Below are 17,700 nucleotides of genomic sequence, written 5' to 3' on the forward strand. Positions count from 1 at the left end.
ATAATTATAAGAGTATTAAACTTCTTAGTCAAACGCATGTCTTTATTTAAGGTAACATTGTCTTGGATTTTTGCCGTTTTATTTTTCGGATTATTTCAGCTAGCGGCTGTTTCGGCCGGTACGCCTGATTTAGGTTTAAATTACGCTGAGCCAATTGGTTTGCCTGGTACTGACCCAAGAATAATTATTGCCAGAATAATCCAAATAGCCTTGGGCTTTTTGGGAATTTTGGCTGTCTCTTTGATAATCTATGCTGGTTTTCTTTGGATGACCTCTAAAGGTGATGAAGAAAAAGTTTCTAAAGCTAAAACTATCTTAAAGAATGGAGTTATTGGTTTAGTGATTATTCTTTCTTCTTTTGCTATTGCTACTTTTGTCTTAAGTCGTTTAATGGCAGCTTTTGGTTCAGGCGGATCTGGTTCAGGCGGACCAGGTGCCGGTGGAGGCTTAGGTGCTTTGGGTAATGGTATAATTGAAAGTGTTTATCCAGAACCCGGAGCCTTAGGGGTACCTCGTAATACCAGTATTATTGTTACTTTTCGTTTACCTATGTCGCCGGGAAGTATTTGTCTTAATGTTGAAAATGATCTTTGTTCTCCGGGAACCAAAATAAGAACCGAGAGTGTACAGATAAGGAATACCACTGATCCAAATAATCCTTCTGAGGCTTTAAGTAATGTTCTTGTTAGCTCTAATGATAACCGTACTTTTGTTTTTCGTCCGGTTGAGCCTTTGGGAGGAAGCCAAAATACCATTTACACCGTTATGTTAACCAATGAAATAAAGACCGCGGCCAACCAAGGAGCTTTTGGTGGTTTGAATAATTTCAGCTGGAGTTTTGAGGTAAGCAATGAATTTGATTTTATGCCTCCAAGAATTCTTGGTCTTAAACTTTTGGATAATAACCCCCCTATAAATGAAAGTCTGGGTATTTTTCCTTTACCAGATAATGAACGCGATGAAATAAGCGAGGAAATAGAGCCGACTAGGGCTTTTGGTGCTATTGAAGCTGTTAATTCTACTATGGTACCAGACACTTATCAAGCGGCTTCTGCCACCATTGAACGTGGAGTTGGTGGTGAACCAGGTACTGTAGGAGCTTCGGTTTCCGGCACTAATCAATGCGAAAACGGAGAGGTTACTGTTCTTATAGACACCAATGGAACTCATGCCAATATTTCTTACACTCAACCTGGTCAAGAAGGAGATTCTTTGCTTATTTTAGATAACAGTGTTCCTTTGGGTCCTTGTGATTTAATGGTACAGTTTCAGTCCGGAGAAGTTGTGGCCGGGCGTTCTTGGATTGTTACAACAGTGGAAGAAAGACAAGCAGATACTTTAACGGTTGGTTCAAGAATCTATACCTTTGTGAATGAAAATGCCGGTAATTTTCAAATACAAGTTGGAGCTAATGCTCAACAAACCGCTGTTGCCATTAGAGATAAGATTAACAGTACTAGTAACCCCCACCCTCAGGTAAGTGCCGCTCTTGATCCTAGAGCACAAACTCCTACTGTAATAATTACCGCTAAAATAGCTGGTCCTGGAGGTAACTTTTTGGAGTTATCCGATAGCTCTATAGCACTTATTACCAATGGTATGAGGGGTGGTAATGAAAGACAAGTTAATTATACGATTAGGGGAGAAAGAGACCAGCCCATGAATACTATTATCCAGATTAATTTTAACGAAGCTATTAATCCGATTACCGTAGCTGGTAATAGCGAACAGTTAAAGAATAAATTAAGGGTGATTAATGCGCAGAGCGAAGAAGCTTTTGATGGTGCAAGTTGTTCCATGGATAACGAATGTCGTTCATTTAATTGTTTTGAAGGTTCTTGTCGGGGCGATGTTTTGTCCGGTAATTTTGTGATTGCTAATCAGTATAAGACGGTTGAGTTTATTTCGGATAAGAAATGCGGAGTTAATGGTTGTGGAGAAAGTATCTATTGTTTACCTAAAGACGCTGAGGTTAAAGTGGAGGCTGAGGCTGCTGAACTTTATGCTTGTACCGATTCTTCACAATGCGATCAGTTTTCTTACACACAATGTGTTAACAGTCTTTGCCAAGATCCCGGCGTTGGACAGAATCCTCCAAGAAATAATCCTCAGGCCAGTATAATTAACGGTATAGTTGACGCTGCTAGTAACTCTTTTGATGGTAATCGTAACATGGATGCCGAAGGTAGACGTTCTTATTACAGTCAAAATGACGATGAACTTCTTAACCGAGGAAAGGGAGATCATTATAATTGGTCTTTTTGGGTGAGTGATCGTTTAGATCTAACACCACCTAAGATTGATAGTGTTTCAGTTGTTAATAACCAACCTAAGGTTCATTTATCTTTACCTATTAAAATAACTTTCAGTAAGTTAATGATGTCTTCCACTATGACCACCGGTATTCGTATGGTTGATACTGGTTTTGAACAAGTAGCTCATCGTTTGATTAACCTTTGGTCTGCCGGCAATCATTTAGTGGGTTATTGGGTACGTAGTCAAAATATTGATTCCAACTCAAGTGGAGAAACAGATAAAACAGAAGCGTTTTTGGAGCATGGATTTTTCAGAGACTCCACAGTCTACAACAGCCAAGTCGGTTCCGGGGTTAAGGATCTTTATCAGAATTGTTATAAACCATCCAGTGGGCCTGGTTGCATAGCTACTGCGCAGAATCCTTCATGTTGTCGTGACGGTAACGGTAACTTGCTGGCTACTGCCACTTTAACGGCTGACGGTAAATGTCCGATTGTTAGCAATTAAAATTATATGAAAACCCCTTTTAAGACTTTAATCATTTCCTTTACTTTATTAGCTTCATGTTTGGCTATTATTTTATTTGGGGCGACTGAACCTTTGATGGCTCAAGAGACTGAGTTCGGAATAACCCAAAATCAAGGGGTTGATACAGGTCTTGAATTTGCCGAAGGTATAGGTCTTTCTAAAACAGACCCACGGATTATGGCTGCTCGTATTATTCAGATTGCTTTGGGCTTCTTGGGTATTTTGGCGGTTGGTTTAATAATCTATGCCGGTTTTATTTGGATGACCTCCAAGGGGGATGAAGAAAAAGTTTCTAAAGCCAAAACTATTTTAAAAAACGGAGCTATTGGTTTGGTTATAGTATTAGGTTCTTTTGCCATTGCTACTTTTGTTTTGGGTAGATTACAGCAGTCTCTCGGTGGTGGCTCGGGTGATCCTGGTAGCGGTGATCCAGGAACCGGTGGGACTACAGTTTTTGCGGTACAAAGCACTACACCAGCCAATAACATGCAAAACGTTCCCCGTAACGCGATTATCCGGTTTAGTTTCACTAAAAATCTTCAAGAATCTTCAGTTAATGCCAATTCATTTATTGTCTCTTATGTTAATCAAACAGGCGGTAATTCAGTGATAGATGGTGCAATTTCTATTGTTAACGGTAGATACGTTGAATTTACCCCTTCTGCAACTTGTGATGAACCAAATCAGAACATTAACTGTTTTGAGGCTGGTAGGCAAGTTTCAGTAGAGGCGGCTGGTAGCTTGGGTGGTATTTTAAGTATTAATAATGAAACTCTATTTTGTTCAGGTTCATATAATTGTAGTATTCTTTTTACAGTCGGTAATTGGCTTGATACCGAGGCACCTAGGGTTAATATTTTAAATCGTCAGATTTGTGCGGCGGCTGAAAATATTATTGAAGCCAGCAGTATAGATAATTATGGTGTTTCTCATATAGATTTTTATGTTAATGAAGAATTTCTAGATAGACGACAAAATGATTCCAATCCTTTTGTTGGTAGCCCTTTTAATACTTCCGCTATTTGGAACTCTACTGGTTATGAGGTTGGACAAGTTGTTGGTTTAAAAGTTACGGCTTATGACTTAGACAATAACACAGGTACGGCCGAGGAATTTATTAGCCTTTCTCCATCACATTGTTGTAATGGTATACAAGATGGTGATGAAACTGGTATTGATTGTGGAGGTAGTTGTTTAGCTTGTACTGGTCAGGCTTGTGCGGTAGATAATCAGATCCCTGAGCAATGTAGTGATGATCTTTGTTCTTCCGGTCTTTGTTCAACCCTTGGTTCTTCCTCTGAGATTTGTGATGATGCTGGTTACGGGGGAGATATTTCATCATGTTGTCTTTGTCAGGGTAGACCAAAAATAGAATGGATTAGTCCAATGGGAGGTTTTTGTAGTAATGATGTTAATCAGTACTGTCGGGATGATCAAGTTTGTGGTTCAGACGGTCATTGTGAAAGAGGCGTACCCAATGGAGCGCCAGGTAATTTTGTTACCATTGGCGGACAAGGTTTTGGAGCCCAAAAAGGTAAGGTTTTCTTTACCGACAATAATGGTAATTTAGTTGAAGCGGCTTTAGCGGATGATCCTGGTTTGGGTAATGCTCAGTGTACGGGTCAAGCCTGGAGAGATGAGCAAATTATAGCTGTTGTGCCATCTAGTGTAGGTAACGGCGGTATTACGGTGGAATTAGCCAATGGACAGGTCAGAGACGCTTCTAATGATGCTTTTGGCCCCTTGGTTAACGACTTTGTTCGTAATAATATTGAAAGACCGGGTGTTTGTCTTATTTCTCCAGACTCCGGAGTTTTTAATCAGAATGTTCAGTACCAAGGAGTTAAGCTAAATGCTTCTGAGGCTTATTTTGGTAATCTTTATCAAAATATAAAATCACCTCTTTCTTCTTTCTCGGACAAATCTGGTACTGCTTCAGTGCCAAATCTCCAAGACGGACAAACCACTACTTTTGTAGAAAAGGTTGGTGTAGAAAGTAACTTCCTGGGTTTCGTTAAAGACCCTGAGCCATATACCGGACCGATTATTTCCTCTATTGAGCCATCCAGTGGTCCGATTGGTCAATATGTAACCGTTCGTGGTTCTGGTTTTGGTCATATAAGAGGTACGAGTAATCTTTATTTTGGTCCGACAGATGGAATTTTAGCTGATTATAATTTCCCTGAAATTTGCGCAGACAGTGTTTGGAGCGATAATCAGATTATAGTTAAGGTTCCTAGTGGAGTCAGTCTTGGAGAATTTTATAAACTTACTTTATCAGCCTCAGGTTATCCGCCGGTAGACAGCGGTACACTACGTTTCCAGGTTATGGAAGGTACACCTGATCCCGGTATTTGTCGTGTTTCTCCGATAATCGGACAACCTAACCAATTTATAAATATTTACGGAGAATATTTCCGTGATAAAGACGAAAACAGTGCAGCTCGTTTTTATAACCAACAAAATCAGTCCGGTAATGCCTTAGCGGAGTGGGCCATAGACCAGAGCGCTTCAGGTATTAAGCCTTGGAAAGTCTTAACTTCAGTTCCGCAAAATTCTCAAACCGGTCCTTTGCGTATTTTGGCCGGCTCACCGATGCAATTAAGTAACAGTGTTAATTTCGCAGTTGGTAGTTGTCAGCAAAATGCAGATTGTGGTGGTAGTCAAGTTTGTTGTTTAGCCGGTTTACCAGAAGGTGGTAAGTGTAAAGATAATGAAATGCAATGTTATGGTAATATTTTAACTAGTGTTTATGAGTGGCGTTTTAATACTGGCTCAGAGTTTGCTTGTGCTGCAGATCAAGAACAATGTGGTACGGTTTGTTGTGCTACTGGTTCTTGCGAAAGAGATCCTGAAACCGGAGAGCCGCAAAATAAGTGTGAGGGTTGTTTAGAAGATCAAAATAAGTGCGGTAATGGGCAGTGCTGTAATGGCGCTTGCAATCCTGGTAATAACGGGCAGCCAAGTTACTGCGATGATCCGCCATCTTGCAGCGGCTATAATTTGTTGCAATGTATGGAAAATTATTTCTGTCCCAATTCTCCGGGTAACTGTTCCCCAGTACAAGCCAGTGGGCAGGTGATTGTTACCGGTCAATGTGGAAACCAAGCTTGTGCTGATCTACCTGGTTGTGAGCTTGGAGGTTGTGTTTATAATAATTCTCTTAACAAATGTGTTAAGAGTGGTTCCGGTGTTTATGATTGTAGTCGTCGTGCCATGCTTGACACCCAACAAAATACGATTTTATTGAATAACCAGCCAGCTATGGGTACTTGTGAAACTTTCCAGGGAACCCCACGTTGGCATATTAATTGGAACGGTACCAGTTGTCCGCAGGGCTGGGGAGGTGTTACTAGTGGTAACAATCGTTGTGTTGAAAATTTAACCAATATTAACGGACCCTGTTCTCTTTGTTCTTCTCCCGGTAGTTGTTTAAGTGTTGGTAATAACGGTGTTTGTGCTGTGGGAGATAATATTTGTGACGCTGACTCGGAATGTAATGCAAATACTAATCAATGTGAAAAATTGGATGCCGGCAGTTGTGAATGTTGTTGTGATAAAAATAAAAATACTCCGGAAGGTAATCCAGGCTGCTGCTATGGTCTAAGTTGTGGTTATTCTTGTGGACAGGGACAAACTAATAATGCGGATTTTGGTTTTTGCAGCGGTTGTGCACCAAACGGAGTACCAAACGATGCTCTATGTAATTGTGAAAACTCTTCCGGTAAGTTTTGTGCCTATGATCCCGTTAAATACCCCACAGGCGCTTGTATGGACTGTTCGTCTATTACCGATCCTTATGAATGTTCCCAAAGACCGGGTTGTTGTGTGGATGCTATGGATAATAATCGTTGTACCGGCTTAGGAGATAGAGATTATATTATTGAAGAAGGCGAGCCTGGCGGTCAATTAAGAGGCGGTAACAGTCTTTATCAAGGCAGAGACGAGGGGGCTAGAGAGTCAATTATTATTGAAAGAGGTGAGGGGCAAGTGGGAGAGAGGGGTGATGGAGAAGTAGGGTCTGGTTCGCTTAAATTCTGCGGTTATTATAATTGTACCAATCAATACCCAGAAAACAGTTGTAGTCCTTTGGTTTTTAAAGAAGGATCTTATATCACCAGACAAATTTGTGAATCTTCTTGCCCAGCTGCTCAAATTCCTTGTAGTGCAGATATGAACACTTGTTCAAATCCTAGCTGTCCATCTGGTATGAAATGTGACGGTTCAAGCTGTAATTGTGTGCCTGATACGACCGGTCCCGGTAATCCTTGTAGAGATGGAGAAACCGGCGCTTGTACTATAACCTGTAGCCTGGGTCATCAATGTATGGTTAAAAATCCTTATAGTGGAGGAGATATAGGTAGTACAGGAGATGATGACACTTGTCGTTGTTGTTGTAAGCCACCGACAGCCGATGATCCAACCGATTCATGTCATAATTTACACCCTAGTTTATCTTGTTTGGCTGATCAGGGATCTTGCAGTGGAGGAGAGCGTGGTTTGTGTTGTGGTTGTACTAGTGATGGACAATGCGGAGATGTCGCTACCACCGGTTGCGGTACCAGAGGTAATCGTTGTTGCCAGGCACGTCCGAGGGTTGAAGTAGATAGTCATAGTCCGGCTCCTGAATCTTTGGACGTTTGTCGTAATACAGCAATTACTGTTATTTTTGATCAGGAAATGGATATTTCTAGTTTTAGTAATGATAAAATTGTGGTTTTCGGGGATTACGGTAGAGATGTCTGTCCATTAGGTATGGCACCAGTTATGCCGACCGGCGGACAGGCTTCTCAGCCAGTAAGTTGGTGGAGAAAAATAGCTTCAACACTCTTACCTAGCTTTGATTTTGCCAGAGCTAATAATACCAATAGTTCATACTGTTATGTTCAAGGCAATGTTACTGGTGTTAAAATTTCCATGGGTCGTACTCGCGCTAACTTTAACTTAACTAAGGCGCTTGATCCTAATAGAGATTATTATGTAGCTGTTAGGGGAGATGCTGATTTGGCTCAGGTTACTCCTGGTAATAATAAACCTTATTACAATAACGGAATTACTAATATTGCTGGTGTTGGTATGATTGGTCGTTCTTGGCTAAGAGGAGGAGGTAATATAGTTAAGTTTAATAATGTTGATTTTAGTAATGCTGAAGTTTGGAAATTTAGGACAGGCTCAGATGTTTGCCGTTTAAATAGTGTTAGGATTGATCCTTCATTCCGTCTCTTTAACAGAATTAATCAGTCTGAGAATTTTATTGCTGAGGCTCGTTCAAGTAATGGTTCCTTGATACAGTCCATTCCTGGTGTTTACAGTTGGTCATGGACTTGGTCTTCAGCTAACAATGAAGTGGCTTCGGTTACACAGTCTCCTTCGGCCTTGGATACCGCTTTGGTTAAACCGGGTAATAGAAGAGATGCTCAAACTGTAGTGAGGGCTACTTCGGAAATCACCTTTGATGATATCGGGGGTAGTGGAACGAATTCCACTGTCGGACAAACTAGGACAGGGACGGCGCAAATCAGAGTTTTCTTGTGTGAGAATCCTTGGCCACCTTATTCCATTTGGTTATTAGGCTCTTGGCCTTGGTCTGACCAAAGAACTGGTATCGAATTTTATTATTGTCGTGATGCTGGAGGTTTTGGCACCCAGGACGATTTACCAGCCCTTGATGAAAATCCGGTTACTAGAGATCCAGATAATAAAATCTGTATGATTGGCTCAAATGCCGGACAAAGTTGTAATAATGATGGAGATTGTGGAGGAAATATTCTGGGCTCTTGTTTACCTGCTCTACTAAGAGAATACTTCTTCTTTAGAGCCCCTATGCCGGCAGGTGCTCCAGTGCTTGATAAAGAAAATTCAATTATTAATCCCCTAGGCAGAGAAGTTACTTTAAATTGGAGCGCAGTCTCTGATGCTGTTAAGTATAAAGTATATTATGGCTTAGCTTCTCGTTCTTATAACAGATCTTTTGAAACCGAGAGTACCAGCGAAACTATTAGCGGTTTGTCTAATGGAGCTAGATATTATTTTGCTGTTACGGCCTTAACTGCTCAAAACCAAGAAACAGATTTCTCTAATGAAATATCATTGATACCTCGTGATATAACACCACCCCCGGTTCCCCAAATTCAAGCCAGTGCTGGCAATGAAGCTATTTCTCTTTTCTGGGAACCGGCGAGTGATGCCAGGAAATATATTGCTTATATAGGTATTTCAAGCAATAATTATCTTCATAATATGGTAACCACTTATCCTTTTTCTTCCACTGGTACTCCAAAAGTTGTTTTCCCACTACTTAATAATAACACCGATTATTATTTAGCTGTTCGTTCGGTGGATATGTACGGTAATGTTAGTGACTACTCTAATCAGGTTACTTGGCGACCTAATCGCCCAAATCTTATTTCAGCTACACCAGGTGGTAGTTCTATTACTTTAAGATGGTTGCCTTTTGTGGGCGCTCAGGGGTATACTGTCTATGTGAGTGGCGGGCAGTCTGAACCTTTGGAAATTAACGCTTCAGGTACCCAGTTAACAGTTTCTAACCTTGTTGATGGTACTAATTATAACTTCTCTATTAGGGCTAGATTTGGACAGAATCAGTTAAGTGAACCGTCTAACAGTTTAAATGCTACTCCTGGAGGTATAAGACCTTAATCAGAAATCAGATTAAAATAATATTAATTATATGCCTTTTAGTAAAAACAACAAAAAACCAGACACAAGTAGGAGAGCCCCTATTAGCTCGCCGTCTTTTGAGGAATTCTTAGACGATGGTACGCCGGGAGGTTTTAAAGGTATAATTTCTTTAGTAATAATTTTATTGGTATTAATCGGTCTTTTTACTACTTATGTTGTTCGTCAATCTTCTTTTGGTTCTTCTGAAGAAAAAATTGCTCAAGATGATAAACCAGGTATTCTAGATAGAATTTTTTCTCTTGGACAAAGAGAAGACCCAATCCCTCCCCTAGATAGTGATGGTGATGGTCTTTCGGATATCGAAGAAGCTGAATACGGAACAGATCCTTTTAAGTCTGACACGGACGGAGACGGCTTAACCGATTGGGAAGAAATTTTTGTTTACGGCACAGATCCTCTAAATCCGGATACGGACGGTGATGGAATGAGTGATGGAGATGAAATAGATAATCGTCGAGACCCGCTTAACCCTGATCCTAACGCTTCTTGGCCACCAGCTATTGAGGTTGTTTTAAGAAATCAATAATCTATGTTTAATAAGCAACAAATTAACGAAGCAGCTCCCGCGGAAACCCTTAAGCCTCTAGCTAATGAGCAGATAGGTAAGGTTGAGGTTGATCCTGAAACCGCCGACATCTATTACATGCCTGAGGATTTTCATAGTATTAAAAAAATTGCCGGTTCCCAATCTCATATTTCTGGAGCCCTGGTTTTGGTTGGAGGTATAATTTTCTTACTAGGCTTTAGTGTTAGTTTATATTTTTACTTTTTCAGCTCTGGTACTATTAGCGCTCTGTTCGGCGGTAAAGAAAACGAAGAAACGCCACTTACTGAGGAGTCTTTAAAGGTTGAGCCCGTTATTGAAGAAAATCTTATGCCCGGTCTTGAGTCATCTGAATCGACTATGCCTTCAATTAGCGCTGTTTCTGTCTATAGATCACTAAGAGCTGAGCTTGAAACAGCTGATACGGTAACAGCTTTTATGGCGGTGTTTAACAAATATGGTAGTACTTCCATGTTAGCTAATTTAAATACTCGCTTTGATCAATTGGATAAAAGCTTATCAGAAGACAGACAAATTGAAATTTTAAGGGGCAATAATATGCCAAAATTAGATGACAATGAAATGATTAGTGAAGAAGTGAGAGATACCAGGTCAATAATAACTATTAGAAAAACCGGTGGTGGACAAATAGGTACAGCTACTTTTTTGCCGGAAAGAGGGGAATGGAAATTCTTTGAAGAGGTTTGGAGCGGTTTAGTGGTGGTAACCGAACCCCTTAATCCAGGAGACGAGGATCCGACTGTTTTAACTACGCCTGATGATGATAATGACGGCTTAACCAACCTTGAAGAAATAGCCCTAGGTACTGATCCGAGTAATCCTGATACTGACGGCGATGGTTATCTTGATTTAGAAGAGATTAATAACAATTATAATCCAGTTGGTCCTGGCCCTTTGATTGAAAATCCTAATTTAACCATGTATCTTAATTCTACTTTTGGCTTTAGTTTTCTTCATCCATTAGCCTGGCAAAGATCGGTTATGTCTTCTGAAGATTCAATAACAATAACTACGCCAGAGGGTCATTTTATGCAAATGATTATTCAGCCTAATTCCGATCAATTAGATATTATTAGTTGGTATCGTACGACTTTTGCTGTTAATAATGTGCCAACTTCCAGCTTAGTGGTTAGTAACACCTGGGACGGAGTTCGTTCACCAACTGGACACACTGTTTATCTGACCGGTAAAGACAGGAATTATATCTATACTTTTACTTATAATTTCAGTACCAATAATACCTTAAGTTATCCCAATATTTTTGAAATGATGTTAAGGTCTTTGACTTTAGGGATATAATAAACTTAGAAGAATATGACCGTGGAAGTTGTTAATATCACGCCTGGGCGTGTTCAACAATCTTTAATCAAGCGGGCCGCCTTGGCTACGCTTGATCATTTTAGGGAAAAAAGAACGGTTACGGTAGCAGTGGTCGGGGAAAAAAGAATAAGAGAACTTAATAGAGTTTATCGGCAAAAAGACTATGCGACGGATGTTTTATCTTTTGTTGAGGCTGAGGCTGAAGCTAGCGATCCTTCCACTCTGGGAGAAGTAGTTATTAATTATAAGCAGGTTAAAAAACAAGCCGCTGCCTATGGGCATGGCTTACGTTATGAGTTGGCTTTTATCGTTATTCATGGAGTCTTACATCTTCTTGGTTATGAAGATAAGACTAAAAAAGGAGTTACCACTATGGAAGAGCTTGGTCATAAAATAGTTAAAAAATTAAAATTATGACAAAAAAATATCATCATTATAAAAAAAGCTTTTCTTTTGCCAAAAGAGGCTTACAAAAAGTTTGGCGTGAAGAAGCTAATTTTAGATTGGAATTTATTATAGCCATTTTAGTTATTGCTTTGGCGATCTTTTTAAAACTCAGCCTTGATCGTTTAGCGGTAATTATTTTAGCTTGCGGAGCTGTTTTAGCCTTAGAGCTTTTTAATACCATGATTGAGTTTGTTAGTGATCTATTAAAGCCAAGACTAAATCATTATGTTCAGCATATTAAAGATATTGCCGCTGCCGCTGTGCTAGTAGCTTCCTTAACCGCCATTGCCATCGGAGCCTTGATTTTAGTGCCACCGCTCTGGCGTTTGATTTGGCAAGTTTAGCTTGTTGTGCTATACTATAAGGGCTTTGTATACAATTTTTATTCAGCTTATGAAAGATTCAATTATTGCCGGTTTAGATATCGGATCAACAGAAACCCGACTGGTAGTCGGGCAAAGAATGCAGACTGATCAGGGAGATCGTCTGCAAATTGTCGGTGCCTTGTCCGTGCCTTCAGCTGGAGTAAGCAGGGGAATTATTAATAGCATTGAAGATGCTACTGCTTGTATTTCGGCAGTCCTAGAAAAGGCCGAGAGGCTTTTAGGAACAAATCTAGAGTCTGTTTGGGTGGGTATTAACGGGCCTAGTGTTAAGTGTCAGAACAGTCGTGGGGTAGTGGCAGTTAGTCGCAGTGATAGTGAAGTCAATCAGGAAGATTTTGCGAGAGTTATTGAAGCCGCCCAAGCCTTAGCTACCCCTCCCAACTACGAGATTTTACATGTTATACCTCTTAAATTTATTGTAGATAATCAAGAAGACGTAAAAAATCCTATTGGTATGACTGGTATTCGTTTAGAGGCTGTTACTTTGATCGTACAGAACTTATCCAGTCAAATTAAGAATTTTACTAAGGCGGTTGATCATACTTCTTTATCCATAGATGATATTGTTTTCTCACCAATGGCGGCTGCTAGTGTAGTGGTTAGTAATAAGCAAAAAGAGTTAGGTGTGGCGGTTATTAATATTGGCGCTTCTACCACCAGTTTAGCGGTTTTTGAGGAAGGTGAGCTGATTCATGCAGCGGTTATTCCTTTAGGTTCTTCTCATATAACCTCAGACATTGCCATTGGACTTCGTTGCTCTATTGGTTTAGCTGAGAAGATTAAGATTAAATATGGTAGTTCTCGTTCTGATCTTTTTACCAAAAAAGATGAAGTAGATATTTCCGACTTACTGGAAGAAGAGGATGGCGATGATAACCCGATTATCTCTCGTAAGTTTATTGCCGATATTATTGAAGCCAGAGTTGAAGAGATTTTTGAAAAGGTGGACGCTGAACTTAATAGGATAGAACGTTCAGGCATGTTGCCGGCTGGACTTTGCCTGATCGGTGGCGGAGCTAAGCTTTCCGGTTTAGTAGAAACTGCTAAAAAGAAAATGCGTTTGCCTGCTCATCTTGGCGCTAACCGCAGTGTAGCGACGGTGGTTGATAAGGTTAATGAGCTTGAATATTTAACTGCTCTTGGTTTAGCTGTTTGGGGTGATCAGATGTCTTTAGATAGTCAGTCTCCAAAAAGATCTTTGGAAATACCAGCAGTAGGTAAAGCGGTGAATATGGTTAAGGGTTGGCTTAAGAATTTAAAACCTTAAATAGAATTTTTATCTGTTGAACAATATTTGTGTTCAGTAAGACTTGCTAATTTTAACCGTCTGACATATAATATATGTCAGACGGTTCTTTATTTATCCTTAAAATAATTTTACTCTTATTTTTAAATTACTCATATGGCAGAAGTTAAACCAATGGTGGAAAGTTTCGCCAAGATAAAAGTTGTCGGAGTTGGTGGTTCCGGCGGCAGTGCTTTAAACCGCATGATTGAAAGCGGTATTAAGGGCGTGGAATTTATCGCCATCAACACTGATGTGCAAGCCTTGCATTATAATAAAGCTTCTAAGAAAATTCATATCGGTAAGACCATTACTAAGGGATTGGGAGCTGGTATGAATCCTGAATTGGGAAGAGCGGCAGCTGAAGAAGCACAAAACGAAATTCGTGATTCTCTTAAAGACGCTAACATGGTTTTTATCACTTGTGGATTAGGTGGAGGAACAGGTACCGGGGCAGCTCCGGTAGTTGCTGAGTTAGCCAGAGACATAGGCGCTTTAACTGTAGCGGTGGTTACCAAACCTTTTTCTTTTGAAGGTGGACAAAGAAAACAAATTGCTGAAAGAGGTATGGCTGATATTAGCGACAAGGTAGATACTATTATTGCTATTCCTAATGATAAGATTTTACAAGTTATTGAAAAAAAGACTTCTATCCTTGATGCCTTTATGGTGGTTGATGAAGTTTTAAGACAAGGAGTTCAAGGAATCTCCGAAATTATTACCGTACCACAATCCATTAACTTGGACTTTAAAGACGTCTCGGCTGTTATGTCCGGCTCTGGTACTGCTTTAATGGGCATTGGACAGGCTTCTGGTGAGAATAGGGCGATTGAAGCTGCCAAGATGGCTATTAACTCTCCTTTACTCGAAACTTCCATTGAGGGTGCTCGTGGTATTCTCTTTATTGTGGTTGGTGGAAATGATTTATCTATGCACGAAGTAAGTGAAGCCGCCAAAGTAATAACCTCCTCAGCTGACGAAGACGCTAAGGTAATTTTCGGAGTTATGATAGATCCGAAATATAAAGATGAAGTAAAAATTACGGTGGTAGCTACTGGCTTTAACGGCAAGAGACCGGTGGGAACTTCTTCAACTATTGATCAGGTACCCCAACGTTCATATAGCCCAACGCCTTTTATTGAAGAAGATCAAAACAAAGTCTCTCCTCCTCCTCCTAAAAGTAAACCATCGGCTTTAAAAATGGCTCAGTCTGAACCAGCTAATAAGAAGCCCTCAGCCGAGGAAGAAGAAGATGATGAACTATCTATTCCGACTTTTATCCGTAAAAAGATGATGTAAACCAGAGAGTTTTTTCTTGAATTTTCTAGTCATCTAATTAAACCTTAATTAAAGAAGATATTTAAACCCGTCAAGTATTTGGCGGGTTTAAATTATAGTAATAACTGGCCAACTTGACACAAAAAAGAAACTAGCCTATAATTCCAATAGTTAATTGGCTTTAGCCAATTTATTTATTTACTAATCTCTCATGTTTCAAATGGATTTTCCTTGCCGATTTATCGGTAATTGAAACAGAGGTTTAAAGGAAAAAAGCTTATGTCAAAAAAAATATCTGTCGAGTCACCGAGTGTGGCCGACATGCTTGAAGCAGGTATGCATTTCGGACACCGCACTTCCAAGTGGCATCCGAAAATGAAGCCTTATATCTTTGAAGCCCGTAAGGGTATTCATATTATTAACCTGGATATTAGCAGGGAAAAATTTCAGACAGCTCTTGATTTTATCTCGCAGTCTGTTGCCCAAGGAAAAAATATTCTATTGGTTGGAACTAAGCAGCAGGTTAAACAAAAGATTCAGGAATTGGCCGAGGAAGTCGGTATGCCTTACGTTAACCAACGTTGGTTGGGAGGTACTTTAACTAATTTTAATGTAATTAAAAATTCCATTAGAACCTTCCGTGATTTAACTGAAGATCAGGCAGCTGGTAAGTTGGAAAAATATACCAAAAAAGAACAACTTCAGTTTAATCGTAAGATTACCAAACTATCCAAGTTGGTTGGGGGTTTATCTACTTTAAATCGTGTACCGGACATTATTTTTATCTGGGATATTAAGCAAGAAAAAACCGCTTTAACCGAAGCTAAAAAAAGAGGTTTGCCAATTGTCGCTATTTGCGATACTAACGTTAACCCAGATGGTATTGACTACATTATCCCCGGTAATGATGACGCTTCTAAAACCGTGGATTTGGTATTGGCAGCCATTAAAGGGGCCATTAAAGAGGCCGGACAAAGAAAAGAAGAAGAAATTAAGGATAAGGAATAGGATAGTTTTCTTTTCTTAAAAACTTTTAACTAATATTAAAATAAACATATGGAAATGATTAAAAAACTTCGCGAGAGAACTGGCGCTGGTATTGTAGATTGTAAGGCAGCCTTAGAAGAAGCCGGTGGAGACCTTGAACAGGCAGTAGAAATTCTTCGTAAGAAGGGTATAGCCAAAGCCGCTAAAAGAGGTGACCGGGAAACTAACCAGGGCTTGGTAATGGTTTTTGCTGATAATAATAAAGGATATATTTTTGAGATGAACGCTGAAACAGATTTTGTTGTTCGTAATGACCAGTTCCAGTCTTTAGCTAAAGAAATTAAAGAAGCTATTTTAGTTAATTCACCTACCGACAAAGAAGCTCTTTTGGGTATGACTTTAGGAGACAGTACGGTTAGTGAAAGATTAGAACTTTTATCCGGGGTGATTGGAGAGAAGATTACTTTGGGTAATTACCAAATGATCAGTACCGAGGGCACTATTGGTGTTTATGCTCATCCTCAAGGTAATATCGGAGCTTTAGTGGCTCTAAATCAAGCGGGGCAAGAAGCTTTGGCTCAAGACATTGCTATGCATGTAGCTGCCGCTGCTCCTCGCTATATTCTTCCTGAAGAGGTCGCAACAGAGGAACTAGATAAAGAAAAGGAGATATATCGCGAACAATTACTTAAAGAAGGCAAACCTGAAGAAATGGTAGAGAAGATTCTAGGTGGTAAGGTTAATAAGTATTATGAAGAAATTTGTTTAGTTAAACAAGAATATATTAAGGAAGACAAGAAAAAGGTTGAAGAGATTCTTAATGGTATTAGTATTGAAGCCTTTGTACGTTTTGCTTTAAGCTAAAGTAAAAAACTGAAACACAATATTCTTTAATTATTTAGATTTAAAGAATTACTAAGTAAGAGCAAGAACCAAGTAAGCAAGTAAAATTAATAAGATTAGGATAATAAAGACTCGCCTTAGGGTGAGTCTTTATTATATACTTTAGATTAAAAAGAACAAATCAGCCCTGCTTTTTTAATACTTTTTATTTAAAGATTTATATGATAAACTAATAGGGTAGTAATGAATGATTATCATTTATTAAACTTAAAGCCTCTTAAAGATTAAAAGATTATATGAATAAAAGAAATATTAAAAAAGTAAGTGAAAGCCAGACGGAAGAAGAGGATTTTGTGGCAGTAGCTTCTCATCAGCTACGTACACCTCTAACCATTATGAATGGCTATCTGGCCATGATTTTGGCTGGAGATTTTGGTTCTTTGGATGATAAACTAAAAGCTGCCCTTACCGCTGTTTGGCAGGCTAATGAAAGAATGCTTAGATTGGTGGAGAATCTTTTAAACGCTTCAAGGCTGGAAGATGGAAAATTAAAAGTTTTTAAGACTAAGATAGAGTTAAGTAGCTATATTAAAGCTTTAGTTGAAGAAATAAAACCAAAAGCCGAAGGAAAGAATCTTTATCTACGTTCTAAGGTTTTAGGAAAAAAGACTATTTTAGCGGATGAACTATTGCTTCATCAGGCAATAGTTAATTTATTGGATAATGCGATTAAATATACCAAGCAGGGTGGAGTAATGATTGAAGTTAAGGCTTTAACAAAACATGTACTTATTATAGTTAGTGATTCAGGACCAGGACTTAACCAAAAACAACTTAAAGATCTTTTTAGTAAGTTCTCAAGATATAAAGTCAAAGGTTCAAGTGAGAAAGGCTTTGGTTTGGGTCTATATGTTTCAAAAATGATCATTGAAGCCCACCAAGGAACAATTAAAGCCGAGAAAAACCAAAAAGGAGGTTTAAAGATAACGATTAAATTACCAATTAAGTAAGTATTGTATTAGCGCCTATTAAATGGTATTATAATAATATAGATAAGTATAAATAATACAGACAAGTCTCCTTTTGAAACAACATTCTTAACT

The 17,700-nt window shown here is 39.2% G+C and carries 11 protein-coding genes; all 11 read left to right on the top strand.

From position 1 onward, the window contains the following. Nucleotides 1-36: 36 nt before the first annotated feature. Nucleotides 37-2,763 carry an Ig-like domain-containing protein gene (locus tag QY321_00780; protein WKZ24951.1) on the top strand — a complete coding sequence of 909 codons (2,727 nt, stop codon included), beginning with the start codon at nt 37-39 and terminating at the stop codon, nt 2,761-2,763. Nucleotides 2,764-2,769: 6 nt separating this feature from the next. Beyond that, nucleotides 2,770-9,444: an Ig-like domain-containing protein gene (locus QY321_00785; protein ID WKZ24952.1), complete on the top strand. Its 6,675-nt coding sequence runs from the start codon at nt 2,770-2,772 to the stop codon at nt 9,442-9,444. Nucleotides 9,445-9,475: 31 nt separating this feature from the next. Next, nucleotides 9,476-10,012 (top strand): hypothetical protein, encoded by a 537-nt coding sequence (locus QY321_00790; GenBank protein ID WKZ24953.1) that lies wholly within the window; start codon nt 9,476-9,478, stop codon nt 10,010-10,012. A gap of 3 nt (nt 10,013-10,015) precedes the next feature. Further along, the gene (locus tag QY321_00795; protein WKZ24954.1) at nt 10,016-11,350 is read left to right on the top strand and encodes a hypothetical protein; all 1,335 of its coding nucleotides are present in this window, start codon (nt 10,016-10,018) and stop codon (nt 11,348-11,350) included. A gap of 15 nt (nt 11,351-11,365) precedes the next feature. After that, complete coding sequence (gene ybeY, locus QY321_00800) at nt 11,366-11,788, top strand: rRNA maturation RNase YbeY (protein ID WKZ24955.1); 423 nt, start codon at nt 11,366-11,368, stop codon at nt 11,786-11,788. After that, complete coding sequence (locus QY321_00805) at nt 11,785-12,162, top strand: diacylglycerol kinase (GenBank protein ID WKZ24956.1); 378 nt, start codon at nt 11,785-11,787, stop codon at nt 12,160-12,162. The genes ybeY and QY321_00805 overlap by 4 nt, the downstream gene beginning before the upstream one ends. A 49-nt stretch (nt 12,163-12,211) precedes the next feature. Continuing rightward, nucleotides 12,212-13,471, top strand: coding sequence for a cell division protein FtsA (ftsA, locus tag QY321_00810; protein WKZ24957.1), 1,260 nt, complete (start codon nt 12,212-12,214; stop codon nt 13,469-13,471). A 135-nt stretch (nt 13,472-13,606) separates the two neighbouring features. Further along, nucleotides 13,607-14,788: a cell division protein FtsZ gene (gene ftsZ, locus QY321_00815; protein ID WKZ24958.1), complete on the top strand. Its 1,182-nt coding sequence runs from the start codon at nt 13,607-13,609 to the stop codon at nt 14,786-14,788. 258 nt (nt 14,789-15,046) lie between these two features. Then, nucleotides 15,047-15,775: a 30S ribosomal protein S2 gene (gene rpsB, locus QY321_00820; GenBank protein ID WKZ24959.1), complete on the top strand. Its 729-nt coding sequence runs from the start codon at nt 15,047-15,049 to the stop codon at nt 15,773-15,775. A gap of 48 nt (nt 15,776-15,823) precedes the next feature. Continuing rightward, complete coding sequence (gene tsf, locus QY321_00825) at nt 15,824-16,618, top strand: translation elongation factor Ts (protein WKZ24960.1); 795 nt, start codon at nt 15,824-15,826, stop codon at nt 16,616-16,618. A 275-nt stretch (nt 16,619-16,893) separates the two neighbouring features. Further along, on the top strand, nt 16,894-17,607 hold the full coding sequence (locus tag QY321_00830; protein ID WKZ24961.1) for a HAMP domain-containing sensor histidine kinase: 714 nt from the start codon (nt 16,894-16,896) through the stop codon (nt 17,605-17,607). Nucleotides 17,608-17,700: the final 93 nt, after the last annotated feature.

Source organism: Patescibacteria group bacterium (assembly GCA_030583705.1).
Taxonomy (GTDB): domain Bacteria; phylum Patescibacteriota; class Patescibacteriia; order Patescibacteriales; family Patescibacteriaceae; genus Patescibacterium.